The organism is Streptomyces sp. NPDC055254, assembly GCF_053606025.1.
The window spans coordinates 41,822-66,994 of record NZ_JBSGQV010000011.1 but is presented as its reverse complement, the minus strand read 5'-3'; the positions used below and the strand labels follow the sequence as shown (position 1 = coordinate 66,994).

The following is a 25,173-nucleotide window of genomic DNA, read 5'->3' as shown; positions in this document are numbered from 1 at the left end:
CGGAACTTCCCCGTCACGTAGGGGACGGCCTCGGGGTCGTCTCCTGGCGATCACCCATGCCGAGGACCGGGGGCGGCCGAGAGGCTGGGGTCATGACAGAGCGAGCAGCAGCACTCACCCGGTTCTCCTTCATCGCGGCCCCCGTCCTCCTGATCGCCTACGGCTGCGTACGGCTGTTCGTGGAGGGGTCCAGGGCTCCCGGAGCGGGGTGGACCGCAGGACACACCGCCTTCCTCCTGAGCGTGCTCTTCTTCGCCGTCGCGTGCACGGGGCTGCACCGCATCGCGGCCGCCGGCGGCGGACCCGCCCGGCGCCGGGTGGCCCGAGGCGGGCTGGTGGCCGGTCTGGTGGGGTCCGGTGCCGCCTTCGCCCAGGCCGCCATCGACCTGTACGTGGGTCTGCGCGCCACGGACAAGGCGGAGATGAGGGAGCTCTTCGCACAGGTGCAGGACGTACCGGGCGTGCTGCCGGTCGTGTACACGGTCGGCCCGGTCTTCCTCTACGTCGGGCTGATCACCCTGCTCGCCGCACTCACCGGCCGGGACGCCCGCCTTTCCCTGCCGCTCGTCGTGGTGGGCACGGTCGCGATGGCCTCCAGCCTGGACTTCCTCCCTGTCGGCGGCCTCTGCTACCTCCTGGCGTTCGCCCCTCTGGTCCGTCGGGTCGAAGCCTCTCGTGGTCCCGACTCCGCGACGGCGCACCCCCTCGCCTGCTGAGGCGCCGAGTCCCCCTGCCGCGCGACGCCCGCCGGACGTTGCGTGCGTACGGAGCGCGGGAGCGCCCTCGCCCGCTCCCCGTTCTTCCGAATCTCGGTCGCCCGCCGGGACCGTACCGCTACCCGCGAGCCATCATCGCCGCGCGGCCGTGAAGGCGGCGGTCGTCACACCGCCCCGAGAGGAGCACGACGGCGTCAGGCTCGGCGGCAGCGATCCCGAAGCTCGGAGATGACGGCCTTCTTGCGCGCGCCGGCGGCACCGGCCACCGCGGCCACCCGGTCGGCCACGTCGAGGAGGTCACTCAGGTCCCCCGGCTCGGCGTCCAGGCGTCGCCACACCTCGGCGCGATCGATGTCGACAAGGCGAGCGAGTCTTTCATCGACCACCTGGTGTCGATCCCGGACCAGCCTCACCAGGTGCCGCATCAACAGCGCCTCGTCGTCGGCAATCTTGTGGTCCGCCGTGATGACGAGCCACGCGACCCACAGCATCAACTGCGGGTGCCGACTCCGCTCGCTCAGGCCCTCGGCGATTTCGATCACCCGCGCATCGTTCCGGAAGACGGCTTGCGCGTGCCGCCCCGCGAGCAGCGTCGTATAGCGGTTCAACACCACCGCAAGGGGAACGCCGACCACGGGGATGCCTATCTTGATGACGTTGCGCTGCAGAAGAAACCTCCCGACGAAGGGGAGGCCCTTTGCGGCGCTCAGTACCGCTTTGGAGTAGAAGCGCTTGATCAACGGCCGCATCATGACCGGAACCGCCTTGACCACGCCTTCCCGGACCACTTCCCCACTCTTGATCGTGAAGGCCACGCGAATGAGCTTCCACATGTCATCGGGGTCGGACAGGTCGAGCGGGACCCGGTAGAGGACCGAGATGTCGTAGGCCAGGCGGAGCTGGAGTCGGGTGATGAACGCGACATCGACCATGACGGTCGCGACGGCGGCCGGGACGGTCGCCGGCGAGGCACCACCAAGGCTCCCGAGAGTGGCGACGACGGCCGCCGTATAGGCGCCGGCGGAGAGCCCGCCTTCGAGTGCGGCGTACCGAGCGGCCATCTTGACCCGCTGATCCACAATGGCGTCCGCGGGGACGCCCTCGTACCGCTTCTGGAAGTACTCCCAGTCGGCCTTGTCGGTGTAGGAGCTCATGGCCTGAGCGCTGAGTTTGGTGAACCAACTGCCCGACTTGATGTCGTCCGCGCTCAACCCCCTGATGAACTCCCGCATCTCGGCCCGCTCACGCTCGACCGCCTCCCGGTCGGCGTCGTCGTCGCCATGGGCATCGACAGCGTCAATCAGGGCTTCGGTCATGGGGAATCCTCCTCGGCGGGTCAGCGTCCAGCCAGGTTGCCAGGTTTTGGACAGCCTCGCTGACGTCTCCACAAGGTGACTCAGTAACCAGCCGTTTGTCGACGTATGTCCTGGTGAGCTGCACCCCGAGCGCGCCATCATGCGGCGGGCGCCACCGCGTCGACCTCGCACCGTAGCGCCCCGGGGGCGTAGGGCGCGCCGGACGGACCGTGATGTCGGTCGGGGGTCTTGTGGTGCGGACCCGGAGGCTGCTATTCCCTTCGTTAGGAAAGTTTCCTTACGGTCCCCGCACCCCTCACGAGACGGAGACACCTTGCGACCCCCACACGTCCGGCCCCGGTCCCTCGCCGCAGCCGCGAGCCTCATCGGCGCACTGCTCGTCAGCCTCACCACGGCGCCCTCGTCCGCGACAGCCGCGCCCGTCACCCACGAAGCGGAGAGCGCCACCGTCTCACGGGGCGCGGTCGAGTCCGACCACGCCGGCTTCACGGGCACCGGATTCGTCAACTACGACAACGCGAGCGGCAGTTACGTCGAGTGGACGGTCAACGCCGCCCGGGCCGGCGACGCCGCGATCAATCTGCGCTACGCCAACGGGACCACGAGCAACCGCCCCCTGACGATCACGGTCAACGGTGCGACCGCGGCATCCGGCAAGGCGTTCAACGGTACGGGCGCCTGGACCAACTGGGCCACGAGCGGGCTGACCGCCGCGCTCAGGGCCGGATCGAACACCATCCGGGCCACCGCCACCACGACCGCCGGCGGGCCGAACATCGACCATCTCAGCGTCGACACCGGCGCCGTCCCGCCGCAGCCCGCCACCACCCCGGTCGGCGTCAACGGCCAGCTCACCGTCTGCGGCACCAAGCTGTGCAACCAGTACGGCAAGCCGGTGCAGCTGCGCGGCATGAGCACCCACGGCACCCAGTGGTACGCGCAGTGCCTGACCGGCGGTTCGCTCGACGCCCTCGCCAAGGACTGGAACGCGGACGTGCTGCGCGTGTCCACGTACGTACAGGAGGGCGGCTACGAGAGCGACCCGCAGCGGTTCACCGACCTCGCGCACTCGCTCATCGAGCAGGCGACGGCGCGGGGCATGTACGTGATCGTCGACTGGCACATGCTCGACCCGGGCGACCCCCACGTCAACCTCGCCAGGGCGAAGACGTTCTTCTCCGCCGTGGCGAACCGGCACAAGGGCAAGAACAACGTCCTCTACGAGGTGGCCAACGAGCCCAGCGGCGTGAGCTGGGGCCAGATCAAGAGCTACGCCGAGCAGATCATCCCGGTCATCCGGGGCATCGACTCCGACGCCCCGGTCCTCGTCGGCACGCGCGCCTGGTCCTCCTTCGGCGTCTCCGAGGGCGGGAACGAGAGCGAGGTCGTCGCCCAGCAGGTGAACGCCTCCAACATCATGTACACCTTCCACTTCTACGCGTACTCGCACCGCGAGGAGTACCTGGAGACGCTCTCCCGCGCCGCCGACCGGATCCCGGTGTTCGTGACCGAGTTCGGCACCCAGAACTACGCGGGCGAGGGCAGCAACGACTTCGCGATGTCGCAGAAGTACCTCGACCTGATGGCGGCGAAGAAGATCAGCTGGGTCAACTGGAACTTCTCCGACGACGGCCGCACGGGCGCCGTGTTCAAGACGGGTACCTGCGCCGCCAACGGCCCGTGGGCCGGCACGGGCCGGCTCAAGCCGGCCGGGGTCTGGATCCGCGACCGCGTCCGCAGCGCGGACGAGTTCCCGACGGGCTGACGGTTGACGGGTTGACCCGCTGACCCGCTGACCCGCTGACGCGCTGACGGACGGGGCACGGCATCCCGTCCGCCCGTGCCGGGCCACGGGCGGACGGGGGTCGTCGGCCTCATGTGACGCAGTTGAACCCGTGGGGTCCACGTGACTCCCGTCACTTTTGGTGACGGTGGGGATATGACCGCCGGAACTGCGGGCATGCGCGGTGATTCCAGACTGCCGCGGGTCCGCCGCGGTGTCGGAACCGGAGGTACAGCGCGTCGTGTCGGAGCAGAAGACCATGTACACAGGCGGGACGTGGCGGTCCGCCGCGTCGGGAGCCACCAGGGAGATCCTGGACCCGGCGGACGCCACCGTCCTCGCGGTGGTGTCCGAGGGCGGCGCCGCCGACGCCGACGCCGCTGTCGCCGCGGCACGGGCCGCCTTCGACGACGGAGCGTGGCCGGGCACCCCGGTGGCGGAGCGCGCCGCGCTGCTGCGCCGTACCGCCGACCTGCTCCAGCGCGACCGCGAGCGCATCGGCCTCCTGGAGAGCCGGGACGCGGGCAAGACCCTGGAAGAGGGCCGCGTGGACGTGGACTGCGTCAGCGACGCCTTCCGCTACTTCGCCGATCTCGTCGCGGGTGAGGGCGCCGGCCGCGTCGTCGACACGGGTTCCCCCGAGGTCCACAGCATCGTCGTGCACGAGCCCGTCGGGGTGTGCGCCCTGATCACCCCGTGGAACTATCCGCTGCTCCAGGCCAGCTGGAAGATCGCCCCGGCCCTCGCGGCGGGCAACACCTTCGTCGTCAAGCCGAGCGAGCTGACGCCGCTTACCACGGTGGTCCTGCTGGAACTGCTGGCGGAGGCCGGCCTGCCGGGCGGCGTCGCCAATCTGGTCACCGGGGCCGGCGACCCGGTCGGCGCGCGGCTCGCCGCCCATCCCGACGTCGACCTGGTCTCCTTCACCGGCGGCTTCGCGAGCGGTACGAAGGTCATGCGCGCGGCGGCCGACACGGTCAAGAAGGTCGCCCTCGAACTGGGCGGCAAGAACCCCAACGTCGTCTTCGCCGACGCCTGCGCCACCGAGGAGGGCTTCGACACCGCGGTGGACCAGGCGCTCAACGCGGCCTTCATACACAGCGGCCAGGTGTGCTCGGCCGGCTCGCGCCTGATCGTCGAGGAGTCCGTCCGGTCGCGCTTCGTCACCGAACTCGCCCGCCGCGCCGAGAAGATCCGCATCGGCCGCGGCACCGACGCGGGCGTCGAGTGCGGACCGCTCGTCTCCGCCTCCCAGCGGGAGCGCACCGAGTCGTACGTGGCCGCGGCGCTCGCCGAGGGCGCCGTGCTGCGCGCCGGAGGCGAACGGCCGCCGGGTCCCGGGTACTTCTACCGGCCGACGGTCCTGGACCGCTGCCACCGCCGTATGCGCGTCGTGCGCGAGGAGGTCTTCGGACCGGTGCTGACGGTCGAGGGATTCCGTACCGAGGCCGAGGCCGTGGCGCTCGCCAACGACACCGAGTACGGCCTGGCCGGCGCCGTCTGGAGCGCCGACGCGGACCGCGCCCGGCGGGTCGCGGGCCGCCTGCGCCACGGCACCGTCTGGATCAACGACTTCCACCCCTACCTGCCGCAGGCCGAGTGGGGCGGCTTCGGGAAGTCCGGCATCGGGCGCGAGCTGGGCCCGTCCGGACTCGCCGAGTACCGGGAGACCAAGCACGTGTACACCAACCTCGCGCCGCGCCCCGTGCGCTGGTTCGCGGGCTGACGGGGGAGGAAAGACATGACCACGCACACCGCACACCCCACGCAGTCCACGTCGCAGGAGTACGACTACGTCGTCGTCGGCGGCGGCACCGCCGGCTCGGTGATCGCCTCGCGGTTGACGGAGGACCCGGACGTCACCGTCGCCGTCATCGAGGGCGGGCCCAGCGACGTCGACCGCCCCGACGTCCTCACGCTGCGCCGCTGGATGGGCCTGCTCGGCGGCGAGCTCGACTACGACTACCCCACCGTCGCGCAGCCGCGCGGCAACTCGTACATCCGGCACAGCCGGGCCCGCGTCCTCGGCGGCTGTTCCTCGCACAACACCCTCATCGCCTTCAAGCCGCTGCCCTCCGACTGGGACGAGTGGTCGGACGCGGGCGCCGAGGGCTGGCACGCGGCGGCCATGGAGCCGTACTTCGACCGGCTCCTGAACAACATCGTGCCGGTGGCCGAGGCGGACCGCAACGCCATCGCGCGCGACTTCGTCGACGCGGCGCGCAGCGCGCTCGGGGTGCCCCTCGTCGAGGGCTTCAACCAGAAGCCCTTCCACGAGGGCGCCGGATTCTTCGACCTCGCCTACCACCCGGAGGACAACAAGCGTTCCTCGGCCTCGGTGGCGTACCTCCACCCGGTCATGAACGACCGCCCCAACCTGCACCTCCTGCTGGAGACCTGGGCGTACCGCCTGGAGCTCGACGGCACCCGGGCCCGCGGCGTCCACGTCCGGGCCGCGGACGGCGCCACGTCGCTTATCACCGCCCGGCGCGAGGTCCTGGTGTGCGCGGGCGCGGTGGACACCCCGCGGCTGCTGCTGCACTCCGGCATAGGCCCCCGCGGGCAGTTGGAGGCGCTCGGCATCCCGGTGGTGCACGACCTGCCGGGGGTCGGGGAGAACCTGCTCGACCACCCGGAGTCCGTGATCGTGTGGGAGACGGACGGCCCCATCCCGGAGAACTCGGCGATGGACAGCGACGCGGGGCTGTTCGTCCGGCGCGACCCGCGGTCCCCCGGTCCGGACCTGATGTTCCACTTCTACCAGGTGCCGTTCACCGACAATCCGGAGCGGCTCGGCTACGAACGCCCGGCGCACGGAGTCTCCTTGACGCCGAACATCCCCAAGCCCCGCAGCCGCGGCCGGCTTTACCTCACCAGCCCGGACCCCGAGGTCAAACCCGCACTGGACTTCCGCTACTTCACGGACGAGGAGGACTACGACGCCCGTACCCTCGTGGACGGCATCAAGCTGGCCCGCGAGATCGCCGCGTCCGAACCGCTCGCGGGATGGCTGCGGCGCGAGGTCTGCCCCGGCCCCGAGATCACGGACGACCGGGCGCTGAGCGCGTACGCCCGCTCGGTGGCGCACACCGTCTACCACCCGGCGGGTACCTGCCGGATGGGCGCCGCCGACGACGACATGGCCGTTGTTCGGCCGGACCTGAGGATTCGCGGCCTCGACGGCATCCGCATCGCCGATGCCTCGGTCTTCCCGACGATGCCCGCGGTCAATCCGATGATCGGAGTGCTCATGGTCGGCGAGAAGGCCGCCGAGCTGCTGGGCGGTGAGGTCCGGTGAACCCGGTGCACGGCGACTCCGAGGGCGCGCCCGTCTTCTCCGTCCGGGGCTTGTGGAAGGTCTTCGGGCCGTCGCGCGCGGCGGCCCGGGTGCCGGGCTCCGCGGACGCCGCGCTGCCCGCCGCCGAGCTGCGCGAGCGGACCGGCTGTACGGCAGCCGTCCGCGACGTCACCTTCGACGTCCGCAAGGGCGAGGTCTTCGTGGTGATGGGTCTGTCCGGCTCGGGCAAGTCCACCCTGGTGCGGTGCCTGACCCGGCTGATCGAGCCCACGGCGGGATCCCTCGCCATCGACGGCGAGGACGTCCTCGCCATGAACCCGGCCCGGCTGCGCGAACTGCGGCGCCATCGGGCCGCCATGGTCTTCCAGCACTTCGGTCTGCTGCCGCACCGCAGCGTCCTCGACAACGTTGCCTACGGTCTGGAGATCCAGGGCATGGGCCGCGCCGAGCGGCGTCTCAAGGCGGCCGAGATGGTGGCCAAGGTCGGCCTCGACGGCCTGGAGGAGCGCCGGCCCGGGCAGCTGTCCGGTGGTCAGCAGCAGCGCGTCGGTCTCGCCCGGGCGCTGGCCGCCGACCCGGAAGTCCTGTTGTTCGACGAGCCGTTCAGCGCCCTCGACCCACTGATCCGGCGCGAGATGCAGGACGAGGTGGCGCGGCTCCACCACGACGAGCACCGCACGATGGTCTTCATCACCCACGACCTGTCGGAGGCGCTGCGCCTGGGCGACCGGATCGCGCTGATGCGCGACGGCCGCGTCGTGCAGCTCGGCACCCCCGAGGAGATCGTGGGCTCGCCCGCCGACGACTACGTACGGGACTTCGTCCGCGACGTGCCGCGCGAGCAGGTGCTCACCGTACGCAGCGCGATGCGTCCCGCCGCGCCCGGCGAGTCCGACCGCGGCCCCGCCCTGGCTCCCGCCACCACGGTGGTGGAGGCCATCGAGGCCGTCGCCCGCAGCGGCGGCCCGGTGCGGATCGTGGACCACGGCCGCTGCCTCGGTGTGGTCGACGACGCGGGCCTGCTCGCCGTGGTGGCCGGTCTGCCCGCCGCCGGCCAGGAGGTGGCCGCATGACGCACGGCACGCCCAGCACCCACCGCGCGCTCAGCACGCACCGCACGCTCAGCACCGCACCCGGCCCGCGCGGGGTCCGTACCGCCGCGCCCGCCCCCGGCACCGGAGGGTGGCTCGGATGACCACGACGACGAGACGAACGAACCCTCCCGCCCCGACCGCGCCCGTACGCGAACCCGGGAGGCGCGGGCCCGTCGAGCACAGGGTCCCGGCGCAGACCGGCCGGCCGCCCCGGGGCTCGGGGCCCGCGCGGCCGCCGGCCGGGGCCGGGACCCCGCCCCGCGGCCGGCCGTGGGCACCGCTGCTCCCCCACCGGGCCGGCCGCGGGGTCCTCCTGCCGCTGGCCGTCGCCGGCGCGGTGCTGCTCCCGCTCGCGCTGCTCTTCCCTGGCGCGGGCAGTTGGCCCGGCGCCCTCGCCGTCGACCTTTCGGGACCGCTCGGCCGGGCGGGTGACTGGATCGTCGACCACCGCGACGGCCACCCCGTCTTCCTCTACTTCTTCGGACACGTCAGCAATGTCGTGGTCGTGTCCGTCCGCGCGGTGTACACCGTCCTGCTCGCCTTGGGCTGGATCGGTGTCACCGCGCTGGCCGGCCTCGTCGCGCTGCGGCTGGCCGGTGTCCGGCTCGCCGCGACGTGCGTCGCCGCCTTCGCCGCGTGCGGTCTGCTCGGCATGTGGGTGCCCACGATGCAGACCCTCGCCCTGATGGCCGTGGCCGTCGTGGCCGCGGTCGTGGTCGGCGCCCTCCTCGGCCTCGCCGCCGGACTGTCCCCGCGCGCCGACCGCGCGCTGCGCCCGGTGCTCGACACCATGCAGGTGCTGCCGGCCTTCGCGTACCTGCTGCCGATGGTGCTGGTCTTCGGCATCGGTGTGCCCGCCGCCGTGCTCGCCACCGTCGTGTACGCGGCCCCGCCGATGGCCCGGCTCACCGCGCTCGGCCTGCGCGAGGCCGACGCCGGAGTGCTGGAGGCCTCGGCCTCGCTCGGTGCGACCGGGCGGCAGCGGCTGCTCACCGCGCGGCTGCCGCTGGCGCGCCGACAGCTGCTGCTCGGCGTCAACCAGGCCATCATGACGGCGTTGTCGATGGCCGTCATCGCGTCCGTGATCGGTGCGGGCGGCCTCGGCGACCGGGTGTACCAGGCCCTCGCCTCCGTCGACGTCGGTGCCGCGCTCGCCGCCGGCGTCCCCATCGTGCTGCTCGCGGTGGTCCTCGACCGCACCGCCGCCGCGGCGGGCGCCCGGCTGGGCTCCGATCCGCTGCCTGCGGAGCGGCAGTGCCTGCTCCGCCGCGTCTTCGCCGGCTGGTACGGCCGGCTGCTCACCGTCCTCGCCGCGGTCGCAGCCGCCGTCGCGGGCCGTATGGCGGGCACCTCGCAGTGGCCCGACTCCTGGACCGTGCCGATCGCGGGACCCGTCAACCGGGCGGTGGCGTGGATGACCGACCACCTCTACTCCGGCGTGCCCGTGGTGGGCGGCACGGCCGACTGGGCGGCCCGCTTCACCGGCTGGATCCTGGACCCGCTGCGCTCCGGGCTGCAGGCCACCCCCTGGTGGCTGCTCCTGCTGCTGGTCGGCGCGCTCGGCCTGCTCGTCGGCACCTGGCGCACCGCCCTGACCGCCGTCCTCGCCCTGGCCGCCATCGGGGTCCTCGGCGTGTGGGAGTCGTCCCTCGACACCCTCTCGCAGGTACTGGCCGCGGTCGCGGTGACCCTGGTGCTCGGTTTCGCGATCGCCGTCGCCGCCGCCGGCAGCTCCCGGGCACGGCGTCTGCTGCGCCCCGTACTGGACGTGTGCCAGACCATGCCCCAGTTCGTGTACCTCATTCCGGTGGTCGCGCTGTTCGGCGTGGGCCGCGCGCCGGCCGCGGCCGCCGCCGTCGTCTACGCCCTGCCCGCCGTCGTCCGCATCACCGCGGACGGGCTGAGCGGGGTCGACCCGGCGACCGTGGAATCGGCCCGTTCGCTCGGTGCCACCCGGTCCCAACTGCTGCGCCAGGTCCAGCTTCCGCTGGCCCGGCCCGCGCTGCTGCTGGCCGTCAACCAGGCGGTGGTGCTGGTGCTCGCGGTCGTCGTCATCGGCGGCCTGGTCGGCGGCGGCGCGCTCGGGTACGACGTCGTCCTCGGTCTCGCCCAGGGCGACCTGGCCACCGGACTGGTGGCCGGAGCCGCGATCGTCTGCCTCGGCCTGCTGCTCGACCGTGTCACCCAGCCCGCGAAGGAGGCCTGACATGCCGATCCGCCACCCCGGACCCGGCCGGGGCCGGCGCCTCGTCGCCGCGCTCACCGCCACGGCCGCCCTCGCCGCCCTCACCGGATGCGGCGCGGCCGACATGACCCGCCAGTCCTCCCCGTACGCCGCCGCGCGCGGCGCGAAGACCGTCACCCTCTCCGTCCAGTCGTGGGTCGGGGCGCAGGCGAACACCGCCGTCGCCGCCTACCTGCTCGAACACGAACTGGGCTACCGGGTCGACACGGTCCAGGTGGACGAGGTACCCGCCTGGGACGCGCTCAGCCAGGGCCGGGTCGACGCGATCCTGGAGGACTGGGGCCACCCGGAGCAGGAGAAGCGGTACGTCGAGGACAAGAAGACGGTCACCCCGGGCGGTGAGCTGGGGGTGACCGGCCACATCGGCTGGTTCGTACCGACGTACTTCGCCGAGGCGCACCCGGACGTCACCGACTGGAGGAACCTCGACAAGTACGCCGGGGAGCTGCGCACCGCCGAGAGCCGCGGCAAGGGCCAACTGCTCGACGGCTCCCCCTCGTACGTCACGAACGACAAGGCGCTGGTGAAGAACCTGGGCCTCGACTTCGAAGTCGTGTTCGCGGGGTCCGAGGCCGCGCAGATCACCCAGATCAAGCAGTTCACGAAGGAGCGGAAGCCCTTCCTCACCTACTGGTACCAGCCGCAGTGGCTGTTCGAGCGGGTCCCCCTGACGGAGGTGAAGCTGCCGGCGCACGAGGAGGGCTGCGACGCCGATCCGCAGGAGGTGGCCTGCGGCTACCCGCACACGCCGCTGCGCAAGTTCCTCAACACGCGCTTCGCCCAGGAGGGCGGCAGGGCGGCCGCGTTCCTCAAGGAGTTCCGTTGGACGGTCGAGGAGCAGAACGAGGTGGCCCTGATGATCGCCGAGGAGAAGCTGCCCCCGCAGCAGGCCGCGAAGGCCTGGGTGGAGCGCAACGAACCGGTGTGGAAGCAGTGGGTCGGCTGATCCGCGCCCGGACCTGACGGTGCCGAGGCCGTCGCATCCCCCCTGGGTGCGGCGGCCTCGGCGTGGGCGGTGCGGCGCCGTCCTACTTCGCGGACACCTTCAGCAGCTTGTTCGGGGTGGCGCCGGTCGGGTTGGTGATCTTGCCGGCCGTCGCCCCGGCGGTCAGGGCCTGCGCGACCTGCGCGGGTGTCGCGCCCGTGTGACCCGCCAGGTAGAGGGCGGCGGCACCGGCGACGTGCGGGGCCGCCATCGAGGTGCCGGAGATGGTCTTCGTGCCCGTGTCGCCGTCGTTCCAGGCCGAGGTGATCTCCGAGCCGGGCGCGTAGAGGTCCACGACCGCGCCGAAGTTGGAGAAGGACGACTGGGCGTCGGCGGCCGTGCTGGAGGCCACGGTGATCGCCTCACCCACCCGGGAGGGCGATCCCTGTCCCGCGTCGCTCGACTCGTTGCCCGCCGCGACGGAGAAGGTGACACCGGCGGCTATCGCCCGGCGCACGGCCTCGTCGAGGGCCTCGTCGACCCCGCCGCCGAGGCTCATGTTCGCCACCGACGGGCCGGAGTGGTGCTGCGTCACCCAGTCGATGCCGGCCACGACCTGCTCGGTGCTGCCCGATCCGTTGTCGTCGAGCACGCGGACGGCGACGACCTTCGCCTTCTTCGCGACGCCGTGCGCCGTGCCGGCGATCGTGCCGGCGACGTGCGTACCGTGGCCGTTCCCGTCGTCGGCGCTGTCGTCGTTGTCCACCGCGTCGAATCCGTGCTGGGCGCGACCCCCGAAGTCCTTGTGGGTGACGCGCACACCGGTGTCGATGACGTACGCCGTGACACCCTCACCTCCCGCGTCGGGATAGGTGTACTTCTCGTCCGCGGCCGTCTCCTTCTGGTCGATGCGGTCGAGGCCCCAGGACGGGGGGTTGTCCTGCGTGGTGTTGATGGTGAACTTCTTGTTCTGGACGACCTTGCCGACGGCCGGGTCGGCGGCGAGGCGCTTGGCGTCGGACTCGGACAGCCCCGCCGCGGAGAAGCCGTTGATCGCGGACGTGTAGGTGCGCTTCACCTCGCCCCCGTACTTCTTGGCGAGGGCCTGCTTGTCGGCGTCCTCGTCGAGGATGACGATGTAACTGCCGCTGAGCGCTCCGGGTGCGCCGAGCCCGTACACCGTTCCCTCGGCCGGAGGGGTCGCGCCGGCGAGGGGGGACAGCAGCACGCAGAGGCCGGTTGCGGTCGTCACTCCGGTAGCGACTGCAAGGAGTCGGAAGCCGCGTGAACGGGTGCGCGCATGCTTGTGCGTTGACATGAAGGAGTTTCTCCTCGTGTTGACGTGTGGGGCGTCAAAGCGTTGTCGTGCCACCCCTGTTGGAGCCAAAAGATCTCCAGGGGCCGCTTCGAAACCCTGACCGATTCACGGAGGCGATTCAAGGCCGCCCGGGCCGTCGGCCTTGTTCAACAAGGTTTCTCAATGAGATCCCCTCGTCCGCACCGCAGGATGATCACACTCTTCGAACCATCCACACATTCACCGCACTTCCCCGGTGCATTAGCGAAGGCGCACATGCGACAGCCGCGGCGACCGTCAGGGGTCACCGCGGCTGTCGGTTCGGTGGGACCGGTTCGTGGGGACCGGTCCCCGGGTCCTCAGCAGATACGGGGCAGCTGCTCCCCGATCGGCAGGTCCACCACCCGGGTGCCGCCGAGCCCGGTACGGGCCACCACCAGGCCGGGGTGGGCCTCCACCGCCTCGCCGACGACCGCCGCGTGGCGGCCCAGCGGGTGGGCGCGCATGGCGTCGAGCACGGCGTCGGCGTGCTCGCGCGGCACGAAGGCGACCAGCTTGCCCTCGTTGGCCACGTACAGGGGGTCGAGCCCCAGGATCGCGCAGGCGTTGGCCACGGCCGCGGGGACCGGCACGCGTCCCTCGTGCAGGACGACTCCCGTGCCGGAGGCGGCCGCGATCTCGTTGAGCGATGCGGCCACACCGCCGCGCGTGGGGTCGCGCAGTACGTGGATGTCCGGGGTGACGGCGAGCATGGCCGCGACGAGACCGCCGAGGGCCGCGCAGTCGCTCTCGATGTCGACGCCGAATTCGAGCCCCTCGCGGACGCTCATGATCGCCACTCCATGGAGGCCGATCTCCCCGCTGACGATCACGACATCGCCGGGCACCACGCGCTGCGGACGCAGGTCCACTCCCTCGGGGATGAGCCCGATGCCGGCGGTGTTGAGGTAGATGCCGTCGCCGTGGCCCGCCTCGACGACTTTGGTGTCGCCCGTCGCCACCTCCACGCCCGCCGCCCGCGCGGCCGCTCCGAGGGCCTGTGCCACGCGCGCCACGACGGAGATCTCGACGCCCTCCTCCAGGATGAACCCGCAGGACAGGTAGGCAGCCCGGGCGCCGCTCATGGCCAGGTCGTTGACCGTGCCGTTGACCGCCAGGTCGCCGATGCTCCCGCCGGGGAAGAACAGCGGGCGCACGACGTAGGAGTCGGTGGAGAAGGCCAGTCGCACCCCGCCCAGTCGCAGTGCGGCGGAGTCCCCGAGCTGGGCCAGTACCTCGCCGCCGAAGGCGGGGGCGAAGAGGTGTTCGACGAGTTCGGCGGAGAGCGCTCCGCCGCCGCCGTGGCCCATCACCACGCGGGGGCGGTCCCGCAGCGGCGCCGGGCAGGTCCATCCGGTGATGTCGAGCGCGGTGTCAGGCAACGGGGCTCGCCTCCAGTGGTGCGGCGCTCTCGCCGGTTCCGGGCTTCGCGCCCTTCGCGGCCGGCGTGAGCTCCAGCCGCCGGTAGAGGTAGTAGGCGGCGCACGCGCCCTCGCTGGAGACCATGGTGGCTCCGAGCGGATTGCGCGGGGTGCACAGGCCGCCGAAGGCCTCGCACTCGTGCGGCTTGAGCAGCCCCTGGAGCACCTCGCCGCTGCGGCACTCGGCCGGTTCACGGGTCCGGATGCCGGTCACCGAGAAGCGGTGCTCGGCGTCGTAGTCCCGGTAGCGCGGGGAGAGCCGCCAGCCGCTGTCGGGGATGACGCCGATGCCGCGCCAGGCCCGGTCGGTCACCTCGAAGACGTCCTCCAGCATGGCGAGGGCGGCCGGGTTGCCCTCGGGGCGGACCGCGCGTGCGTAGGCGTTGTCGACGGTGTGCTCGCCGCGCTCCAGTTGCCGCACGGCGCGGCGCACGCCTTCGAGGATGTCCAGCGGCTCGAAGCCCGTGACCACGATCGGTACCTCGTGGCGCGCGGCGAGCTCGGGGTACTCCCCCATGCCCATCACGCTGCACACGTGCCCGGCGGCCAGGAAGCCCTGGACGCGGCAGCTCGGCGAGCGCATGATCGCCTCGATGGCCGGGGGGACCCGGACGTGCGAGACCAGCAGGCTGAAGTTGGCGATGCCCAGCTTCTTCGCCTGGTACACCGTCATGGCGTTGGGCGGGGCGGTCGTCTCGAAGCCGATGCCGAAGAACACCACTTGGCGCTCCGGGTTCTGCTGCGCGATCCGCAGGGCGTCGAGCGGGGAGTAGACGACGCGTACGTCGCCGCCCTCGCTGCGGACCTGGAACAGGTCCCGTCCGGTGCCCGGGACGCGGAGCATGTCCCCGAAGGAGCAGAAGATCACCTCGGGCCGGGAGGCGATCTCCAGTGCCTTGTCGATGACCTCCAGCGGGGTGACACACACCGGACATCCCGGGCCGTGGATCAATTCCACCTCGTCCGGCAGCAGTTGATCGATGCCATGGCGGATGATGGTGTGTGTCTGACCGCCGCAGACCTCCATCAGGGCCCAGGGGCGGGTCACGGTGGCGTGGATCTCGTCGAGGAGCCGACGGGCGAGATCGGGGTCCTGGAACTCGTCGATGTACTTCACTGTCGGGGCTCCTTCTGCCGTGCGCCTTCGGCGCGCTCGTCGTCGGCGGACTCGCCGTCGGGCTCGTCGTCGGCGGGCTCGTCGTCGGAGAAGGGCCAGGGAGCACCGCCGGCCTCCGCCGCCATCTCCCAGGGGTCACCGAACTCCTCTTGCAGGAGGCCGAGTTGGGCGAAGAGCTCCAGGGTCTGCCGGGCGGACTCCTCGTCGAGTCGCTGCAGGGCGAACCCGACGTGGACGATGGCGTACTCGCCTACCTGGAGGTCCGGGAGGTATTCGAGGCAGACCTCCTTCTGCACGCCGCCGAAATCGACGGTAGCCATGCGGGTGCCGTCCCTCTCCCCGATGTCAAGCACTCTGCCGGGTACCGCCAGGCACATGGGCTTCTCCTTGCTGTGGATGGGGTTCCGTGACGTGGGCGCCGGCCGCCGCCACCATGAGTTGTCCGAGGGACAGCCCGCCGTCGTTCGGCGGGACGAGGTGGTGGCGCAGGACCGTGAAGCGGCGCTCGCGCAGCATGCGGGCGCACGCGCCGGAGAGCAGGGTGTTGGCGAAGACCCCGCCGGTCAGGGCGACCGTGTCGAGGCCGTGCCGCTCGCGCGCGCTCTCGCACAGCGCGGTGACGAGGTCGGCCACGCAGGTGTGGAAGCGGGCGGCGATCACGCCGGGACGCACGCCCGCACGCACGTCGGCCACCACGGCGGCGAGCACCGGCGCCGGGTCGGCGGTGACCGGGAGCCCGGCATCCGCCGCGGGGACGCGCAGCGCGAAGGCGTAGCCCGGGTCGGCATCGGGGCCGGTGTCCGGGCCGGTTCCCGTCTCGGCCAGGGCGGCGTTCTCCAGCTCGACGGCGGCCTGGGCCTCGTACCCGGCGATGTGGCAGATGCCCGCGAGGGAGGAGACGGCGTCGAAGAGGCGCCCCATGCTGGAGGTCGGCGCGCAGTTCAGGTTCCGCTCCAGCAGCGCTGCCAGGAGCGGCAGTTCGGCGGGCGGGCAGGCCGCGACCGAGGGCAGCTCCGGCAGCCAGTCGATCCCCGCGGCTCGCAGATGAGAGAGGGCCATGCGGTACGGGAGCCGCACGGCGGCGTCGCCGCCCGGCAGCGGGACGTATCCGAGGTGGGCGAAGCGGGTGAACCCGGTGTAGTCGGCGAGCAGGACCTCACCGCCCCAGACCGCGCCGTCCTCGCCGTAGCCGGTGCCGTCGAAGGCGACGCCGATCACCCGCCGGCCGCCGTCCAGGCCGTGTTCGGCCATCGCCGAGGCCACGTGCGCGTGGTGGTGCTGCACCCTGACCAGAGGGCGGGAGCCGGCGCCGCGCCGGGCCCACCGGCCGGACCGGTAGCCGGGGTGGCGGTCCGCCGCGAGCAGGGTGGGCGCGACGCCGGTGAGGGACTCCAGCTGGAGCTCGGCCCGCTCGAAGGCGTCCTGCGTGGCGAGGTCGTCCATGTCGCCGATGTGCGCGGACAGCCAGGCCCTGCGGCCCTCGCCGAGGCAGAAGGTGTTCTTCAGGTCTCCCCCGGCGGCGAGGATCGGCGGGACCGGGACGGGCAGCGCGACCGGCAGCGGGGCGTACCCGCGGGAGCGCCGCACGGTGAGCTGCTCGCCGTCGCAGACGCGCACCACGGAGTCGTCACAGGGCACGTGGATCGGCCGGTCGTGCGCGAGCCAGCCGTCGGCGAGGCGCCCCAGCCGCTCCAGAGCCTCGTCGTCGTCGGTGACGATGGGTTCCCCGGCGAGGTTTCCGCTGGTCATCACCAGCAGGCGGGGGCCCGGGGGGTCGCCGGGCAGGCCGAGCAGGAGGTGGTGCAGCGGGGTGTACGGGAGCATCACCCCGAGGTCCGGACAGCGCGGGGCGATCGCCTCGGCGAGCCCCCCGGGGGCGTCGGCGCGTCGGCGCAGCAGCACGATGGGCCGTACTCCCCCGGTGAGCAGGCCGCGCTCCTCGGGGCCGATGTGCACGAGGTGCTCGACGGCGGCGAGGTCCCGGGCCATCAGGGCGAACGGTTTGTCCCCCCGGCCCTTGCGGCGGCGCAGTTCGGCCACGGCCCCGGGTCGGGCGGCGTCACAGGCGAGGTGGTAGCCGCCCAGCCCCTTGACGGCGAGGATCGCCCCGGCGGCCAGCATCCGGCGGGCCCCGGCGACCGGGTCGGCGTCGCGTGCCTCGCGGACCGGCCGCCCGGTGAGCAGCCTGAGCCGGGGCCCGCAGGCCGGGCAGGCGACCGGTTGGGCGTGGAACCGCCGGTCGGTGGGGTCGGTGTACTCCCGGGCGCAGTCCGGGCACATGGGGAAGCCGGCCATGGTGGTGTGTGCGCGGTCGTAGGGCAGCCCGGTGACGATGGTGAAGCGCGGGCCGCAGTGCGTGCAGGTGATGAAGGGGTGCCGGTGGCGCCGGTCGGCCGGGTCGGCCAGCTCGGCGAGGCAGTCGGCGCAGGTGGCCACGTCCGGGGAGACCAGCGTCCGGGCGGGACCGCCGGTGCGGGAGGCCACGATGGTGAAGCCCGCGCCGCCCGCGACGGGCACTTCGCAGTGGTCGACGGCGTCCACCACGGCGAGCGGGGGCGCGTCCGCGGCGAGCCGTTCGCAGAAGCTCAGGACGGCGGCGGAGTCGCCCTCGACCTCGGCTACGACGCCCTCCGGGGTGTTGGTGACGTGCCCGGCGAGGCCGAGGCCGACGGCGCGGGTGTACACGTAGGGGCGGAAGCCGACGCCCTGCACCACGCCGCGGACGGTGACGCGGCGCCGTTGTACGGACTCCATCAACGGGTGCGGGCCACGGTGTGCGGAGCCTGGTGGTGGTCGTGGTCAGGACCGTGGTGGTGCTCAGAACCGTGGTGGTGGCCGGGCCCGGCGTGGTGGCCGGGCCCGGGGCCGTCCTGCTGCCGCGCCATGACCGGTACGTGTACGGCGCTCCCCGTGCCGGCGGCCAGCGCCCGGTCGAGCAGCACGCCGAGCCCCTCGCCCGCGCGGGCGGAGGTCAGCACCACCTCGACCCCGGGGTTGACCCGCTGGACGTTCGCCCGGAAGGCGGCCTCGTCGAACTCCACGGCCTCGGCGATGTCCGTCTTGGTGACCACCACCAACTGGGCCAGACCGAAGGCCGTCGGGTACTTCAGCGGCTTGTCCTCCCCCTCGGTGACCGAGGCGAGCACCACGCGCAGGGACTCCCCCAGGTCGTACGAGGCCGGGCAGACGAGGTTGCCGACGTTCTCGACGAAGAGGAGGCGGGTGTCCTCGGGCAGCCACCCGTCGAGGTGCCGGCTCAGCATGGCGGCCTCCAGGTGGCAGAGCCCGTCGGTGAGCACCTGCTTGACGGGGGCCCCGGAACGGGCCAGCCGCACCGCGTCGTTCTCGGTCGCCAGATCGGCGGTGAGGGCGGCGACGGCGACTCCCCGTTCCCGGGCGAGGAGGAGTTCGCGCTCCAGCAGCTCCGTCTTGCCGCTGCCGGGGCTGGAGAGGAGATTGACGGTCACGGTGCCCCGGGCGGTGAGTTCGGCGCGCAGTGCCCGCGCCGCCTCGTCGTTCCTGGCGAGTACCGCCTGCCGTAGATCGACCACTCGGCACATGGTTTCAGGCCTCCTCGGAGATCGGTTCGCGGCTGTCCGCGCGGGCGGGGCCGTCCTCCCAGTCCACGCTGACGATCTGCAGCTCGCGGCCCGAGAGCAGCTCGACGTCCGTGGCCCGCCCGCAGCCGGGGCAGCACAGTTCGGGGGGCATGCCCACCGGCCATTCGCCGGTGCAGGACGCGCAGCGGGCGCGGGCCGCCACGGATTCCGCCGTGAGCTCCGCGCCCTGGAGTACCGTTGCGGCACAGGCCAGTTCGAAGCAGAAGGCCAGCGCGTCGGGGACCACGCCCGCCAGCTCCCCGACCTGGAGCCGGACAGCGGTGACGCGGCTCGCGCCCGCGGCCCGGGCCGCTTCCTCCACCTGGCCGACGACGGCCAGGGCGATCGACATCTCGTGCATCGGGACTCCGTCCTGCCGGGGCTCATTACACCGGCGGGGCGGGCACGGCGCGGGCGGCCACGCCGACGCACCGTGCCTCCCGTAAGCCATTCGGGCGCCCGGCGGGGGCCCGGTGTCACATCCGGCGCATGCGCAGGTAGCGCCTGACGTCGGGGAGGACCTGGGCCAGCACGGCGAGGACGGCCACGGCCGCCGCGACGCCGATGAGGGACTTCTTCACGGTGTTCTCCTCAGTTCTCGGCGGGACGATTCGCTCCGGAGCAGGTCCAGGAGCATGTGTACGGCGTGCGGCACGGCGGCGGCCACCGGCTCGCTCAGCCCGATGCCCTCCTCGGTCGAGGAGGGTTCGCAACCGAGGACGAGCGTCCTGCGGGGCGGGGTGGAGCCGGTGCCGGCGCACAGGGTGTCGAGCAGGGCGAGGACCGCGTCGGGGGACATGTGGTGGCCGTCGAGGACGGCGCCTCCCCCCGTGACGGAGCCGGGCTCGGCGGCCTCGATGAGATAGAGCGTGCCCGGGTCGCCGCCCCGGGCGGTGGCGTCGACCAGGACGAGCGTGTCGTAGCCGTCGAGGAGCTGGTAGGCGAGGTGGACTCCGCGCACTCCGAAGTCCACCACCTCGACGTCCGGGGGGAGTTCGGCCGCGGACAGGGCGCGCACGACCTCGACGCCGAAGCCGTCGTCGCCGAGGAACACGTTGCCGATGCCCGCGACCAGGATGGCGCCGCTCACGCTTCCTCCAGGGGGGTGACCTCGTCGGGCTGGAAGTAGAGGAACCGGCCCTGCTCCCGGCGGATGTCCGCGCCCGGGTCCCCCTCGACGACGACGGCGAGGTGCACTCCCCCGTCGACGTCGTGCAGGACGGCCTCGACCCCGGCGGCCCGGCCGTGGAGGAACAGGTCCTGGGCGTCGGTGCGCCGCGCCCCGGGACGCAGCAGTACGCGGCTGCCCGCGCCCACCGACACCCCGTCGACCAGGACGCGGTCACGGGCCGGGTCCGCGGTGTCCGCGCGGGCCGGGTCCCACCAGGGGGTGCCGGGACGGAACACGTCGCCGTCCTGCGGGGGTTCGCTCGTGGAGCCCGCCATACCGGGGACATCCGGGAGCCGGGGGACGCCGGCGAGGTCCGGCGGAGGCGCGGCCCCGTCCGGGCCGGTGATCTCGCGCAGGGCACGGACCGCTCCGTGGAGCCGCTCCAGGACCTCGGGCGGCATGGAGTCGGCCAGGTCGATCACGGCGGCGGCGCGCGGGTCCGTTCCGCGCGCCTCGCGCTTCTCCTGGTCCGTGAGGGCGGCCGTGCGCAGGGCGAGGATCTCGTCGATCTCGGTGGCGTCGTACATCGCTCCGGCGCTCTCGGGCGCGATGGCCGGGTGGTCCTCCAGGATGATCGGTGAGGAGAGCACCACGTCCGCGCGGCCGGGCTCGCCGGCCAGTACGGGCCAGGTGTGCTCGTTGACGCAGGCGGCGACGGCGTTCCTGGCCCACTCGGGCGGGTCCGTCATCGACAGGAAGGAGCCGGCGTCGAGGCCCAGCAGGAGGTGGGCGGCGACCAGTGAGTGCGGCAGGGCGGCCTCGCGGTCGGCGCGGTCGCCGCCTGGCGTCCACGGGCTGGTGTTCTCCACCACCGCGGTGAGCCGGACCACCCGGTAGGGGCCGTCGAGTTCCGCGGCGGTCAGCCGCACGACGCCGCTGATCTCCCGTGTGCGCCGGACGAGGCGGCCGACGGTGCGGCCGTCCGCGTCCCGCACGGTTTCGGTGTCCTGCCCGGCGGGGCGGGAGAAGGGCAGGGTGACGCCGTCCGCCGCCAGTTCGGCCACGCCGACGGACAGTTCGACCCGTTCCTCGATCCCCTCGTCCCAGGGGACCAGGACGCGGTCGGCCAGGTGCAGTTCGTCGGTGTCGGCGAACACACCGTCCTTGAGCACCTGTTGGACCGTACGGCGCTGAGCACGCAGGAAGCGCAGCTCCAGGGTGAGTGCGGCGGCGCCCTTCGGCTCCATCAGGATCTCGGTCCGCGAGCGGGTGTGCTCGCCGTGCACGGGGGCCCAGGCGGGGGGTACGAGCACGCCGAACTGCCAGCGCAGCCGGTTCTTGGCCGCCGAGGCCCGGTACGGGTACAGCACGTAGCCCTCGAAGAGGACGGTGTCGGCCACCTGCCGGGCGGTGGCGAAACGGGACTCCTGGGCGGTGGTCACGGTCACGGCGCCGCCTTCCCGCCGGCGCGCGGCAGGACGGCGCCCGCCCACACGGGGTCCCGTGGTGCCGGTTCGGTGCGTGCGGCCGTGTCGAGAAGGGCCCGTACGGTCGTCTCCCAGGAGGCGAGCGCGTGGCGTGAGCGGTAGGCGAGCAGCTCGTCCATGAGGTCGCGGGGCAGCCGCAGCCAGCCGCAGCCCGGGAAGTGCTGTTCGACCATCTCGCGCCATGCGGTGACCGGCATCCGGTACGAGGCCTCCCGGTCCCAGGGCACGGGCTCGACGCGGAAGCCGCCGTCGCCGGTGAAGGCGGTGCCGGAGAAGAGCATCAGCAGCGGCACCTCACCGTCCTCGACGGCGTTGAAGTAGCGGGTCGCGGCGATGTCCATGTCGTAGGTGCAGGGGACGACCAGGTCGGTCTCGGTCTCCCCGGTGAAGCTGGGCACCATGACCGCGACCTGGGCGAACTGCACCGGCTGGAGGGTGGTTCCCCAGCGGGCCCGGTCGCCGAACAGGTCGGCGAGGGCTTCGGCCTCGGCGCCGCTGTAGCCGCGCCTGGCCGGTTCGATGCGCAGCTGGCAGCGCAGCGCCATGGCGTGCACCCGGGTGCCGGCGTCCGCGGTGATGCGGAGCCGGAAGACGAGGGTGGGGCCGGCGGCGTAGGCGTCGGCGCGCACACCGGTGCAGGTGAAGGTGAATCCGGTGGTGGCGGTCATGTCCGGGGCACCTCCGCCCGCCGCCCGGCCGCCGTCCCGGCTCCGGGACCGGTGTCCGGCACGGCCCTGGCCCGTTGCTCGACCTGCTCGAAGAAGGTGCGCAGGGCGGCCCTCGCCTCGGCGCCGCCGTCGAAGCCCTGCCACAGCAGCCGCATCCGCCCCACCAGCTCGTAGCAGATGTCGATCGGCACCAGGTAGCACTCGGTCCGGCCCTCCGTGCGGCGCAGGAGCAGCGCTTCGACGTCCGGCTCCAGCAGGGCCGACAGCCGGCCGCCGCCGAGCACCGTCTGCCAGGTCGCCGGGTCCAGTTCGCTCTCGGTGGCTCCCGCCGGACTGGGATACAGGGCGACCAGGCGGTCGAGCGCGGCGTTGCGGAAGAAGAACGCGACGCCGACGGGGATCTGGAGGAGTTCCCAGGCGCCCTCCTCCAGCGGATGGCCCGGGTCGACCAGGTACCGGGTCGGGACGGTGCGGAACCGGCCCGTCGCGGCGCCCGGCCGGTCGAACAGCATGGCGCAGGCGGTGCAGGCGCAGACCAGGGCGCGCCGCTCGACCTCCACGAGGTGGCGGTGGCCGTCGTCCGGCACGACCACCCCGCACAGTTCGCAGGTCTCGGGGCGGGGCGGGCGCGGGCCCGTGAACCGCCGCAGCCCGCCCCGGGCGCCCGTACGCGGCGGCGCCGCCGGGTGCCCGCTCACGGGATCCGCGCGGCGGCGGGCGGGCGGGTGGTGATCTGGAGCAGCGGCCGGGGCGGTGCCTCGGCCGCCGCCGACTCCACCCGGGTCACCTCCGGCGCGAAGCAGGCCAGGGCGTCCTCGACGGCCCGGCGGGAGGCCGCCTCGGACTCGGAGGAGCAGCCGCAGCCGCCCCCCGCCGCCGCGGGGCGCAGCCGTAGGACGCCGGTGTCCTCGTCGAAGTCGAGCAGTTCCACCGGCTCCCCCGCCCGCTCCAGGGCGCGTGCGATCCGGGTGCGGGCGTCCTCCGGGTGGAGGTCGTGCAGGGAGAGCAGGCTCGCGACGAGCTCGTCGTCGAGCAGCGGGCCGAGCGGCCCGCCGGGCGCGGTACCGAGCCGTTCCACGATCCGGGCGAGGCCGGCCCCGTAGAAGTCCATGAGGACGCGCACCAGTTCCTCGGCGGCCGCGCACGCCTCGCGCTCGCCGGTGGCGGCGAGCCGGTCGAGGACCTCCTCCACCCGCTGCCCCGCCCGCCGGGCGTCGGTCGCGGCGCTCATCCGCCCAGTCCGCTCAGGCCGGTGGGCACGTGCATCGTCTTGACCGTCTTGCCGCCGCCCACGTACATGTGGACGCCGCACGGCAGACAGGGGTCGAAGCTGCGCACGGCGCGCATGATGTCGATGCCCTTGAAGTTCTCCGGGGAGTTCTCCTCGAAGATCGGAGTGTTCTGCACGGCGTCCTCGTACGGTCCGGGTGTGCCGAAGGTGTCGCGGGTGCTGGCGTTCCACGGGGTCGGCGGGTAGGGGTGGTAGTTGGCGATCTTGCCGTCGCGGATCACCATGTGGTGCGACAGGACGCCGCGGACGGCCTCCGTGAAGCCGACGCCGATGGACTCGTCCGGCACCTCGAACTTCTCCCAGGTCTGGGTGCGTCCGGCCCGGACCTCGGCCAGGCCCTTCTCGGCGCAGTGCAGCGCGATGGCGGCGGCGTAGGCCTGGAAGTACGTGCGGGCCCGGTTGCGCTCCAGCGCGTTGCTCCACTTCGGGATCTGCCATTCGAAGCGGGTCTCGGGCTTGGTCATCGTCCGCGGCAGGGTGATGACCACGCTGTGGCCGGTGGCCTGGACGTAGTCGGTGTGGACGAGGCCGGACAGCGCGGTGGACCACAGGCGGGCGAGGGGGCCGCCGCCGGTGTCGAGGGAGAGGTGGTCCTTGCCGTCGAACCAGCGGGGCGACATCACCCAGCTGTACTTGTCGTCGAAGTTGCGCTTCTGCGGTGCGGGGATGGTGTGCTGGTTCCACGGGTGGCGGGGGTCGACCGGGTTGCCGAGCGGGTCGTGGGTGACGAACTGCTCCTGTCCCTGCCAGTCGTCGTAGTAGGAGCTGCCCAGCAGGATGCGGATGCCGAGGTTGATCTCGGTGAGGTCGTTGGTGACGAGTTTGCCGTCCACGACGACGCCCGGGGTGACGAACATCTTCCGTCCCCAGTCGGTCATGTTGGCGTACGTGAAGTCGCAGTACTCGGGGTCGTTGAGGGCGCCCCAGCAGCCGAGCAGCACCCGGCGCCGGCCGACCTCCTCGTACCCGGGCAGGGCCTCGTAGAAGAAGTCGAACAGGTCGTCGTGGAGGGGGACGACGCGCTTCATGAACTCGCAGTACCGCATGAGGCGGCTCATGTAGTCCGTGAAGAGCTGCACGGAGGCGATGGTGCCGACGCCGCCGGGGTAGAGCGTGGAGGGGTGCACGTGGCGCCCCTCCATCAGGCAGAACATCTCCCGGGTGTAGCGGCTGACCTGGAGCGCCTCGCGGTAGAACTCGCCCTCGAGGGGGTTCAGGGAGCGCATGATGTCGGCGATGGTCCGGTAGCCGTGCTCGCCCGCGTGCGGGGCCGGGGTGCGCTCGGCCAGCTCCAGGACGCCGGGGTTGGTCTCGCGGACCATCTTCTCGCAGTAGTCGACCCCGACCAGGTTCTCCTGGAAGATGTTGTGGTCGAACATGTACTCCGCCGACTCGCCCAGGTTGATGATCCACTCGGCGAGGTGGGGCGGCTTCACCCCGTAGGCCATGTTCTGCGCGTAGACGGAACAGGTGGCGTGGTTGTCGCCGCAGATCCCGCAGATGCGGCTGGTGATGAAGTGCGCGTCACGCGGGTCCTTGCCGCGCATGAAGACGCTGTAGCCCCGGAAGACCGACGAGGTGCTGTAGCACTCCGCGACCCGCTTCTGCTTGAAGTCGATCTTCGTGTGGATGCCGAGGCTGCCCACGATCCGGGTGATCGGGTCCCACGCCATCTCCACCAGGCCGCTGCCGTCACCGGCCGCCTTCGTGTTCGGTGCCATCGTCTGTGCCGTGACCCTTCTTCTGAACGGAGTTGATCTGCTGCG

At 72.5% G+C, this 25,173-nt stretch carries 23 protein-coding genes; 8 read left to right on the top strand and 15 right to left on the bottom strand.

Features of this window, described 5'->3' with window-relative positions:
• Positions 1-92 precede the first annotated feature (92 nt).
• Positions 93-716, top strand: a complete 624-nt coding sequence (locus tag ACWFQ8_RS14065; protein ID WP_453786466.1) for a hypothetical protein — start codon at positions 93-95, stop codon at positions 714-716.
• A gap of 194 nt (positions 717-910) precedes the next feature.
• Here ACWFQ8_RS14065 and ACWFQ8_RS14060 read toward each other — a convergent pair whose 3' ends face one another.
• Positions 911-2,032, bottom strand: coding sequence for a hypothetical protein (locus tag ACWFQ8_RS14060; RefSeq protein ID WP_453786465.1), 1,122 nt, complete (start codon positions 2,030-2,032; stop codon positions 911-913).
• 139 nt (positions 2,033-2,171) lie between these two features.
• Between ACWFQ8_RS14060 and ACWFQ8_RS14055 the strand changes: the two genes are divergently transcribed.
• The 7 genes from ACWFQ8_RS14055 (at position 2,172) to ACWFQ8_RS14025 (ending at position 11,398) form a co-directional block, all read left to right on the top strand.
• Complete coding sequence (locus ACWFQ8_RS14055; protein WP_453786464.1) at positions 2,172-3,797, top strand: cellulase family glycosylhydrolase; 1,626 nt, start codon at positions 2,172-2,174, stop codon at positions 3,795-3,797.
• 277 nt (positions 3,798-4,074) lie between these two features.
• Positions 4,075-5,541: an aldehyde dehydrogenase family protein gene (locus tag ACWFQ8_RS14050; protein ID WP_453786580.1), complete on the top strand. Its 1,467-nt coding sequence runs from the start codon at positions 4,075-4,077 to the stop codon at positions 5,539-5,541.
• Between the two features lie 15 nt (positions 5,542-5,556).
• Complete coding sequence (locus ACWFQ8_RS14045) at positions 5,557-7,113, top strand: GMC family oxidoreductase (protein ID WP_453786463.1); 1,557 nt, start codon at positions 5,557-5,559, stop codon at positions 7,111-7,113.
• Entirely contained in the window at positions 7,110-8,186 is a 1,077-nt protein-coding gene (locus ACWFQ8_RS14040; protein ID WP_453786462.1) for a quaternary amine ABC transporter ATP-binding protein, read from the top strand. The genes ACWFQ8_RS14045 and ACWFQ8_RS14040 overlap by 4 nt, the downstream gene beginning before the upstream one ends.
• Positions 8,183-8,308, top strand: a complete 126-nt coding sequence (locus ACWFQ8_RS14035) for a hypothetical protein (protein ID WP_453786461.1) — start codon at positions 8,183-8,185, stop codon at positions 8,306-8,308. The genes ACWFQ8_RS14040 and ACWFQ8_RS14035 overlap by 4 nt, the downstream gene beginning before the upstream one ends.
• On the top strand, positions 8,305-10,413 hold the full coding sequence (locus ACWFQ8_RS14030) for an ABC transporter permease subunit (protein WP_453786460.1): 2,109 nt from the start codon (positions 8,305-8,307) through the stop codon (positions 10,411-10,413). The genes ACWFQ8_RS14035 and ACWFQ8_RS14030 overlap by 4 nt, the downstream gene beginning before the upstream one ends.
• Position 10,414: 1 nt before the next feature.
• A complete protein-coding gene (locus tag ACWFQ8_RS14025) occupies positions 10,415-11,398 on the top strand; it encodes an ABC transporter substrate-binding protein (RefSeq protein WP_453786459.1) in 984 nt (327 codons plus the stop codon).
• Between the two features lie 82 nt (positions 11,399-11,480).
• On the opposite strand, the gene ACWFQ8_RS14020 is transcribed toward ACWFQ8_RS14025, so the two are convergent.
• The 14 genes from ACWFQ8_RS14020 to ACWFQ8_RS13955 all read right to left on the bottom strand — a co-directional run bounded on the left by ACWFQ8_RS14020 (position 11,481) and on the right by ACWFQ8_RS13955 (position 25,128).
• On the bottom strand, positions 11,481-12,695 hold the full coding sequence (locus tag ACWFQ8_RS14020; RefSeq protein ID WP_453786458.1) for a S8 family serine peptidase: 1,215 nt from the start codon (positions 12,693-12,695) through the stop codon (positions 11,481-11,483).
• A gap of 338 nt (positions 12,696-13,033) precedes the next feature.
• Entirely contained in the window at positions 13,034-14,095 is a 1,062-nt protein-coding gene (hypE, locus tag ACWFQ8_RS14015) for a hydrogenase expression/formation protein HypE (protein ID WP_453786457.1), read from the bottom strand.
• Positions 14,088-15,251 (bottom strand): hydrogenase formation protein HypD, encoded by a 1,164-nt coding sequence (gene hypD / locus ACWFQ8_RS14010; RefSeq protein ID WP_453786456.1) that lies wholly within the window; start codon positions 15,249-15,251, stop codon positions 14,088-14,090. The genes hypE and hypD overlap by 8 nt, the downstream gene beginning before the upstream one ends.
• Positions 15,248-15,628 carry a HypC/HybG/HupF family hydrogenase formation chaperone gene (locus tag ACWFQ8_RS14005; protein ID WP_453786455.1) on the bottom strand — a complete coding sequence of 127 codons (381 nt, stop codon included), beginning with the start codon at positions 15,626-15,628 and terminating at the stop codon, positions 15,248-15,250. The genes hypD and ACWFQ8_RS14005 overlap by 4 nt, the downstream gene beginning before the upstream one ends.
• On the bottom strand, positions 15,597-18,005 hold the full coding sequence (hypF, locus tag ACWFQ8_RS14000) for a carbamoyltransferase HypF (protein ID WP_453786454.1): 2,409 nt from the start codon (positions 18,003-18,005) through the stop codon (positions 15,597-15,599). Before hypF ends, ACWFQ8_RS14005 begins: the two co-directional genes overlap by 32 nt.
• Positions 18,005-18,811 (bottom strand): hydrogenase nickel incorporation protein HypB, encoded by an 807-nt coding sequence (gene hypB, locus ACWFQ8_RS13995; protein ID WP_453786453.1) that lies wholly within the window; start codon positions 18,809-18,811, stop codon positions 18,005-18,007. Before hypB ends, hypF begins: the two co-directional genes overlap by 1 nt.
• A gap of 4 nt (positions 18,812-18,815) precedes the next feature.
• Entirely contained in the window at positions 18,816-19,211 is a 396-nt protein-coding gene (locus tag ACWFQ8_RS13990) for a hydrogenase maturation nickel metallochaperone HypA/HybF (protein ID WP_453786452.1), read from the bottom strand.
• Positions 19,212-19,326: 115 nt separating this feature from the next.
• A complete protein-coding gene (locus tag ACWFQ8_RS13985; protein ID WP_453786451.1) occupies positions 19,327-19,431 on the bottom strand; it encodes a DUF6893 family small protein in 105 nt (34 codons plus the stop codon).
• Positions 19,428-19,940 carry a hydrogenase maturation protease gene (locus ACWFQ8_RS13980; RefSeq protein WP_453786450.1) on the bottom strand — a complete coding sequence of 171 codons (513 nt, stop codon included), beginning with the start codon at positions 19,938-19,940 and terminating at the stop codon, positions 19,428-19,430. The genes ACWFQ8_RS13985 and ACWFQ8_RS13980 overlap by 4 nt, the downstream gene beginning before the upstream one ends.
• Positions 19,937-21,409: a hypothetical protein gene (locus ACWFQ8_RS13975; protein WP_453786449.1), complete on the bottom strand. Its 1,473-nt coding sequence runs from the start codon at positions 21,407-21,409 to the stop codon at positions 19,937-19,939. The genes ACWFQ8_RS13980 and ACWFQ8_RS13975 overlap by 4 nt, the downstream gene beginning before the upstream one ends.
• Positions 21,406-22,116 (bottom strand): DUF6084 family protein, encoded by a 711-nt coding sequence (locus ACWFQ8_RS13970; protein ID WP_453786448.1) that lies wholly within the window; start codon positions 22,114-22,116, stop codon positions 21,406-21,408. Before ACWFQ8_RS13970 ends, ACWFQ8_RS13975 begins: the two co-directional genes overlap by 4 nt.
• Positions 22,113-22,814, bottom strand: a complete 702-nt coding sequence (locus tag ACWFQ8_RS13965) for a DUF5947 family protein (RefSeq protein WP_453786447.1) — start codon at positions 22,812-22,814, stop codon at positions 22,113-22,115. Before ACWFQ8_RS13965 ends, ACWFQ8_RS13970 begins: the two co-directional genes overlap by 4 nt.
• A complete protein-coding gene (locus tag ACWFQ8_RS13960; RefSeq protein ID WP_453786446.1) occupies positions 22,811-23,347 on the bottom strand; it encodes a hypothetical protein in 537 nt (178 codons plus the stop codon). The genes ACWFQ8_RS13965 and ACWFQ8_RS13960 overlap by 4 nt, the downstream gene beginning before the upstream one ends.
• Positions 23,344-25,128 (bottom strand): nickel-dependent hydrogenase large subunit, encoded by a 1,785-nt coding sequence (locus tag ACWFQ8_RS13955; protein WP_453786445.1) that lies wholly within the window; start codon positions 25,126-25,128, stop codon positions 23,344-23,346. Before ACWFQ8_RS13955 ends, ACWFQ8_RS13960 begins: the two co-directional genes overlap by 4 nt.
• Positions 25,129-25,173: the final 45 nt, after the last annotated feature.

Coding starts and splice junctions, on each gene's coding strand:
- ACWFQ8_RS14030 (WP_453786460.1), top strand. CDS start 8,305: ATGACCACGACGACGAGACGAACGAACCCTCCCGCCCCGACCGCGCCC.
- hypF (WP_453786454.1), bottom strand. CDS start 18,005: ATGGAGTCCGTACAACGGCGCCGCGTCACCGTCCGCGGCGTGGTGCAG.
- ACWFQ8_RS14025 (WP_453786459.1), top strand. CDS start 10,415: ATGCCGATCCGCCACCCCGGACCCGGCCGGGGCCGGCGCCTCGTCGCC.
- ACWFQ8_RS13990 (WP_453786452.1), bottom strand. CDS start 19,211: ATGCACGAGATGTCGATCGCCCTGGCCGTCGTCGGCCAGGTGGAGGAA.
- ACWFQ8_RS14005 (WP_453786455.1), bottom strand. CDS start 15,628: ATGTGCCTGGCGGTACCCGGCAGAGTGCTTGACATCGGGGAGAGGGAC.
- ACWFQ8_RS14050 (WP_453786580.1), top strand. CDS start 4,075: ATGTACACAGGCGGGACGTGGCGGTCCGCCGCGTCGGGAGCCACCAGG.
- ACWFQ8_RS14020 (WP_453786458.1), bottom strand. CDS start 12,695: ATGTCAACGCACAAGCATGCGCGCACCCGTTCACGCGGCTTCCGACTC.
- ACWFQ8_RS14045 (WP_453786463.1), top strand. CDS start 5,557: ATGACCACGCACACCGCACACCCCACGCAGTCCACGTCGCAGGAGTAC.
- ACWFQ8_RS13960 (WP_453786446.1), bottom strand. CDS start 23,347: ATGAGCGCCGCGACCGACGCCCGGCGGGCGGGGCAGCGGGTGGAGGAG.
- ACWFQ8_RS14055 (WP_453786464.1), top strand. CDS start 2,172: ATGCGGCGGGCGCCACCGCGTCGACCTCGCACCGTAGCGCCCCGGGGG.
- ACWFQ8_RS13970 (WP_453786448.1), bottom strand. CDS start 22,116: ATGACCGCCACCACCGGATTCACCTTCACCTGCACCGGTGTGCGCGCC.
- ACWFQ8_RS14060 (WP_453786465.1), bottom strand. CDS start 2,032: ATGACCGAAGCCCTGATTGACGCTGTCGATGCCCATGGCGACGACGAC.
- hypB (WP_453786453.1), bottom strand. CDS start 18,811: ATGTGCCGAGTGGTCGATCTACGGCAGGCGGTACTCGCCAGGAACGAC.
- ACWFQ8_RS14065 (WP_453786466.1), top strand. CDS start 93: ATGACAGAGCGAGCAGCAGCACTCACCCGGTTCTCCTTCATCGCGGCC.
- ACWFQ8_RS13955 (WP_453786445.1), bottom strand. CDS start 25,128: ATGGCACCGAACACGAAGGCGGCCGGTGACGGCAGCGGCCTGGTGGAG.
- ACWFQ8_RS14035 (WP_453786461.1), top strand. CDS start 8,183: ATGACGCACGGCACGCCCAGCACCCACCGCGCGCTCAGCACGCACCGC.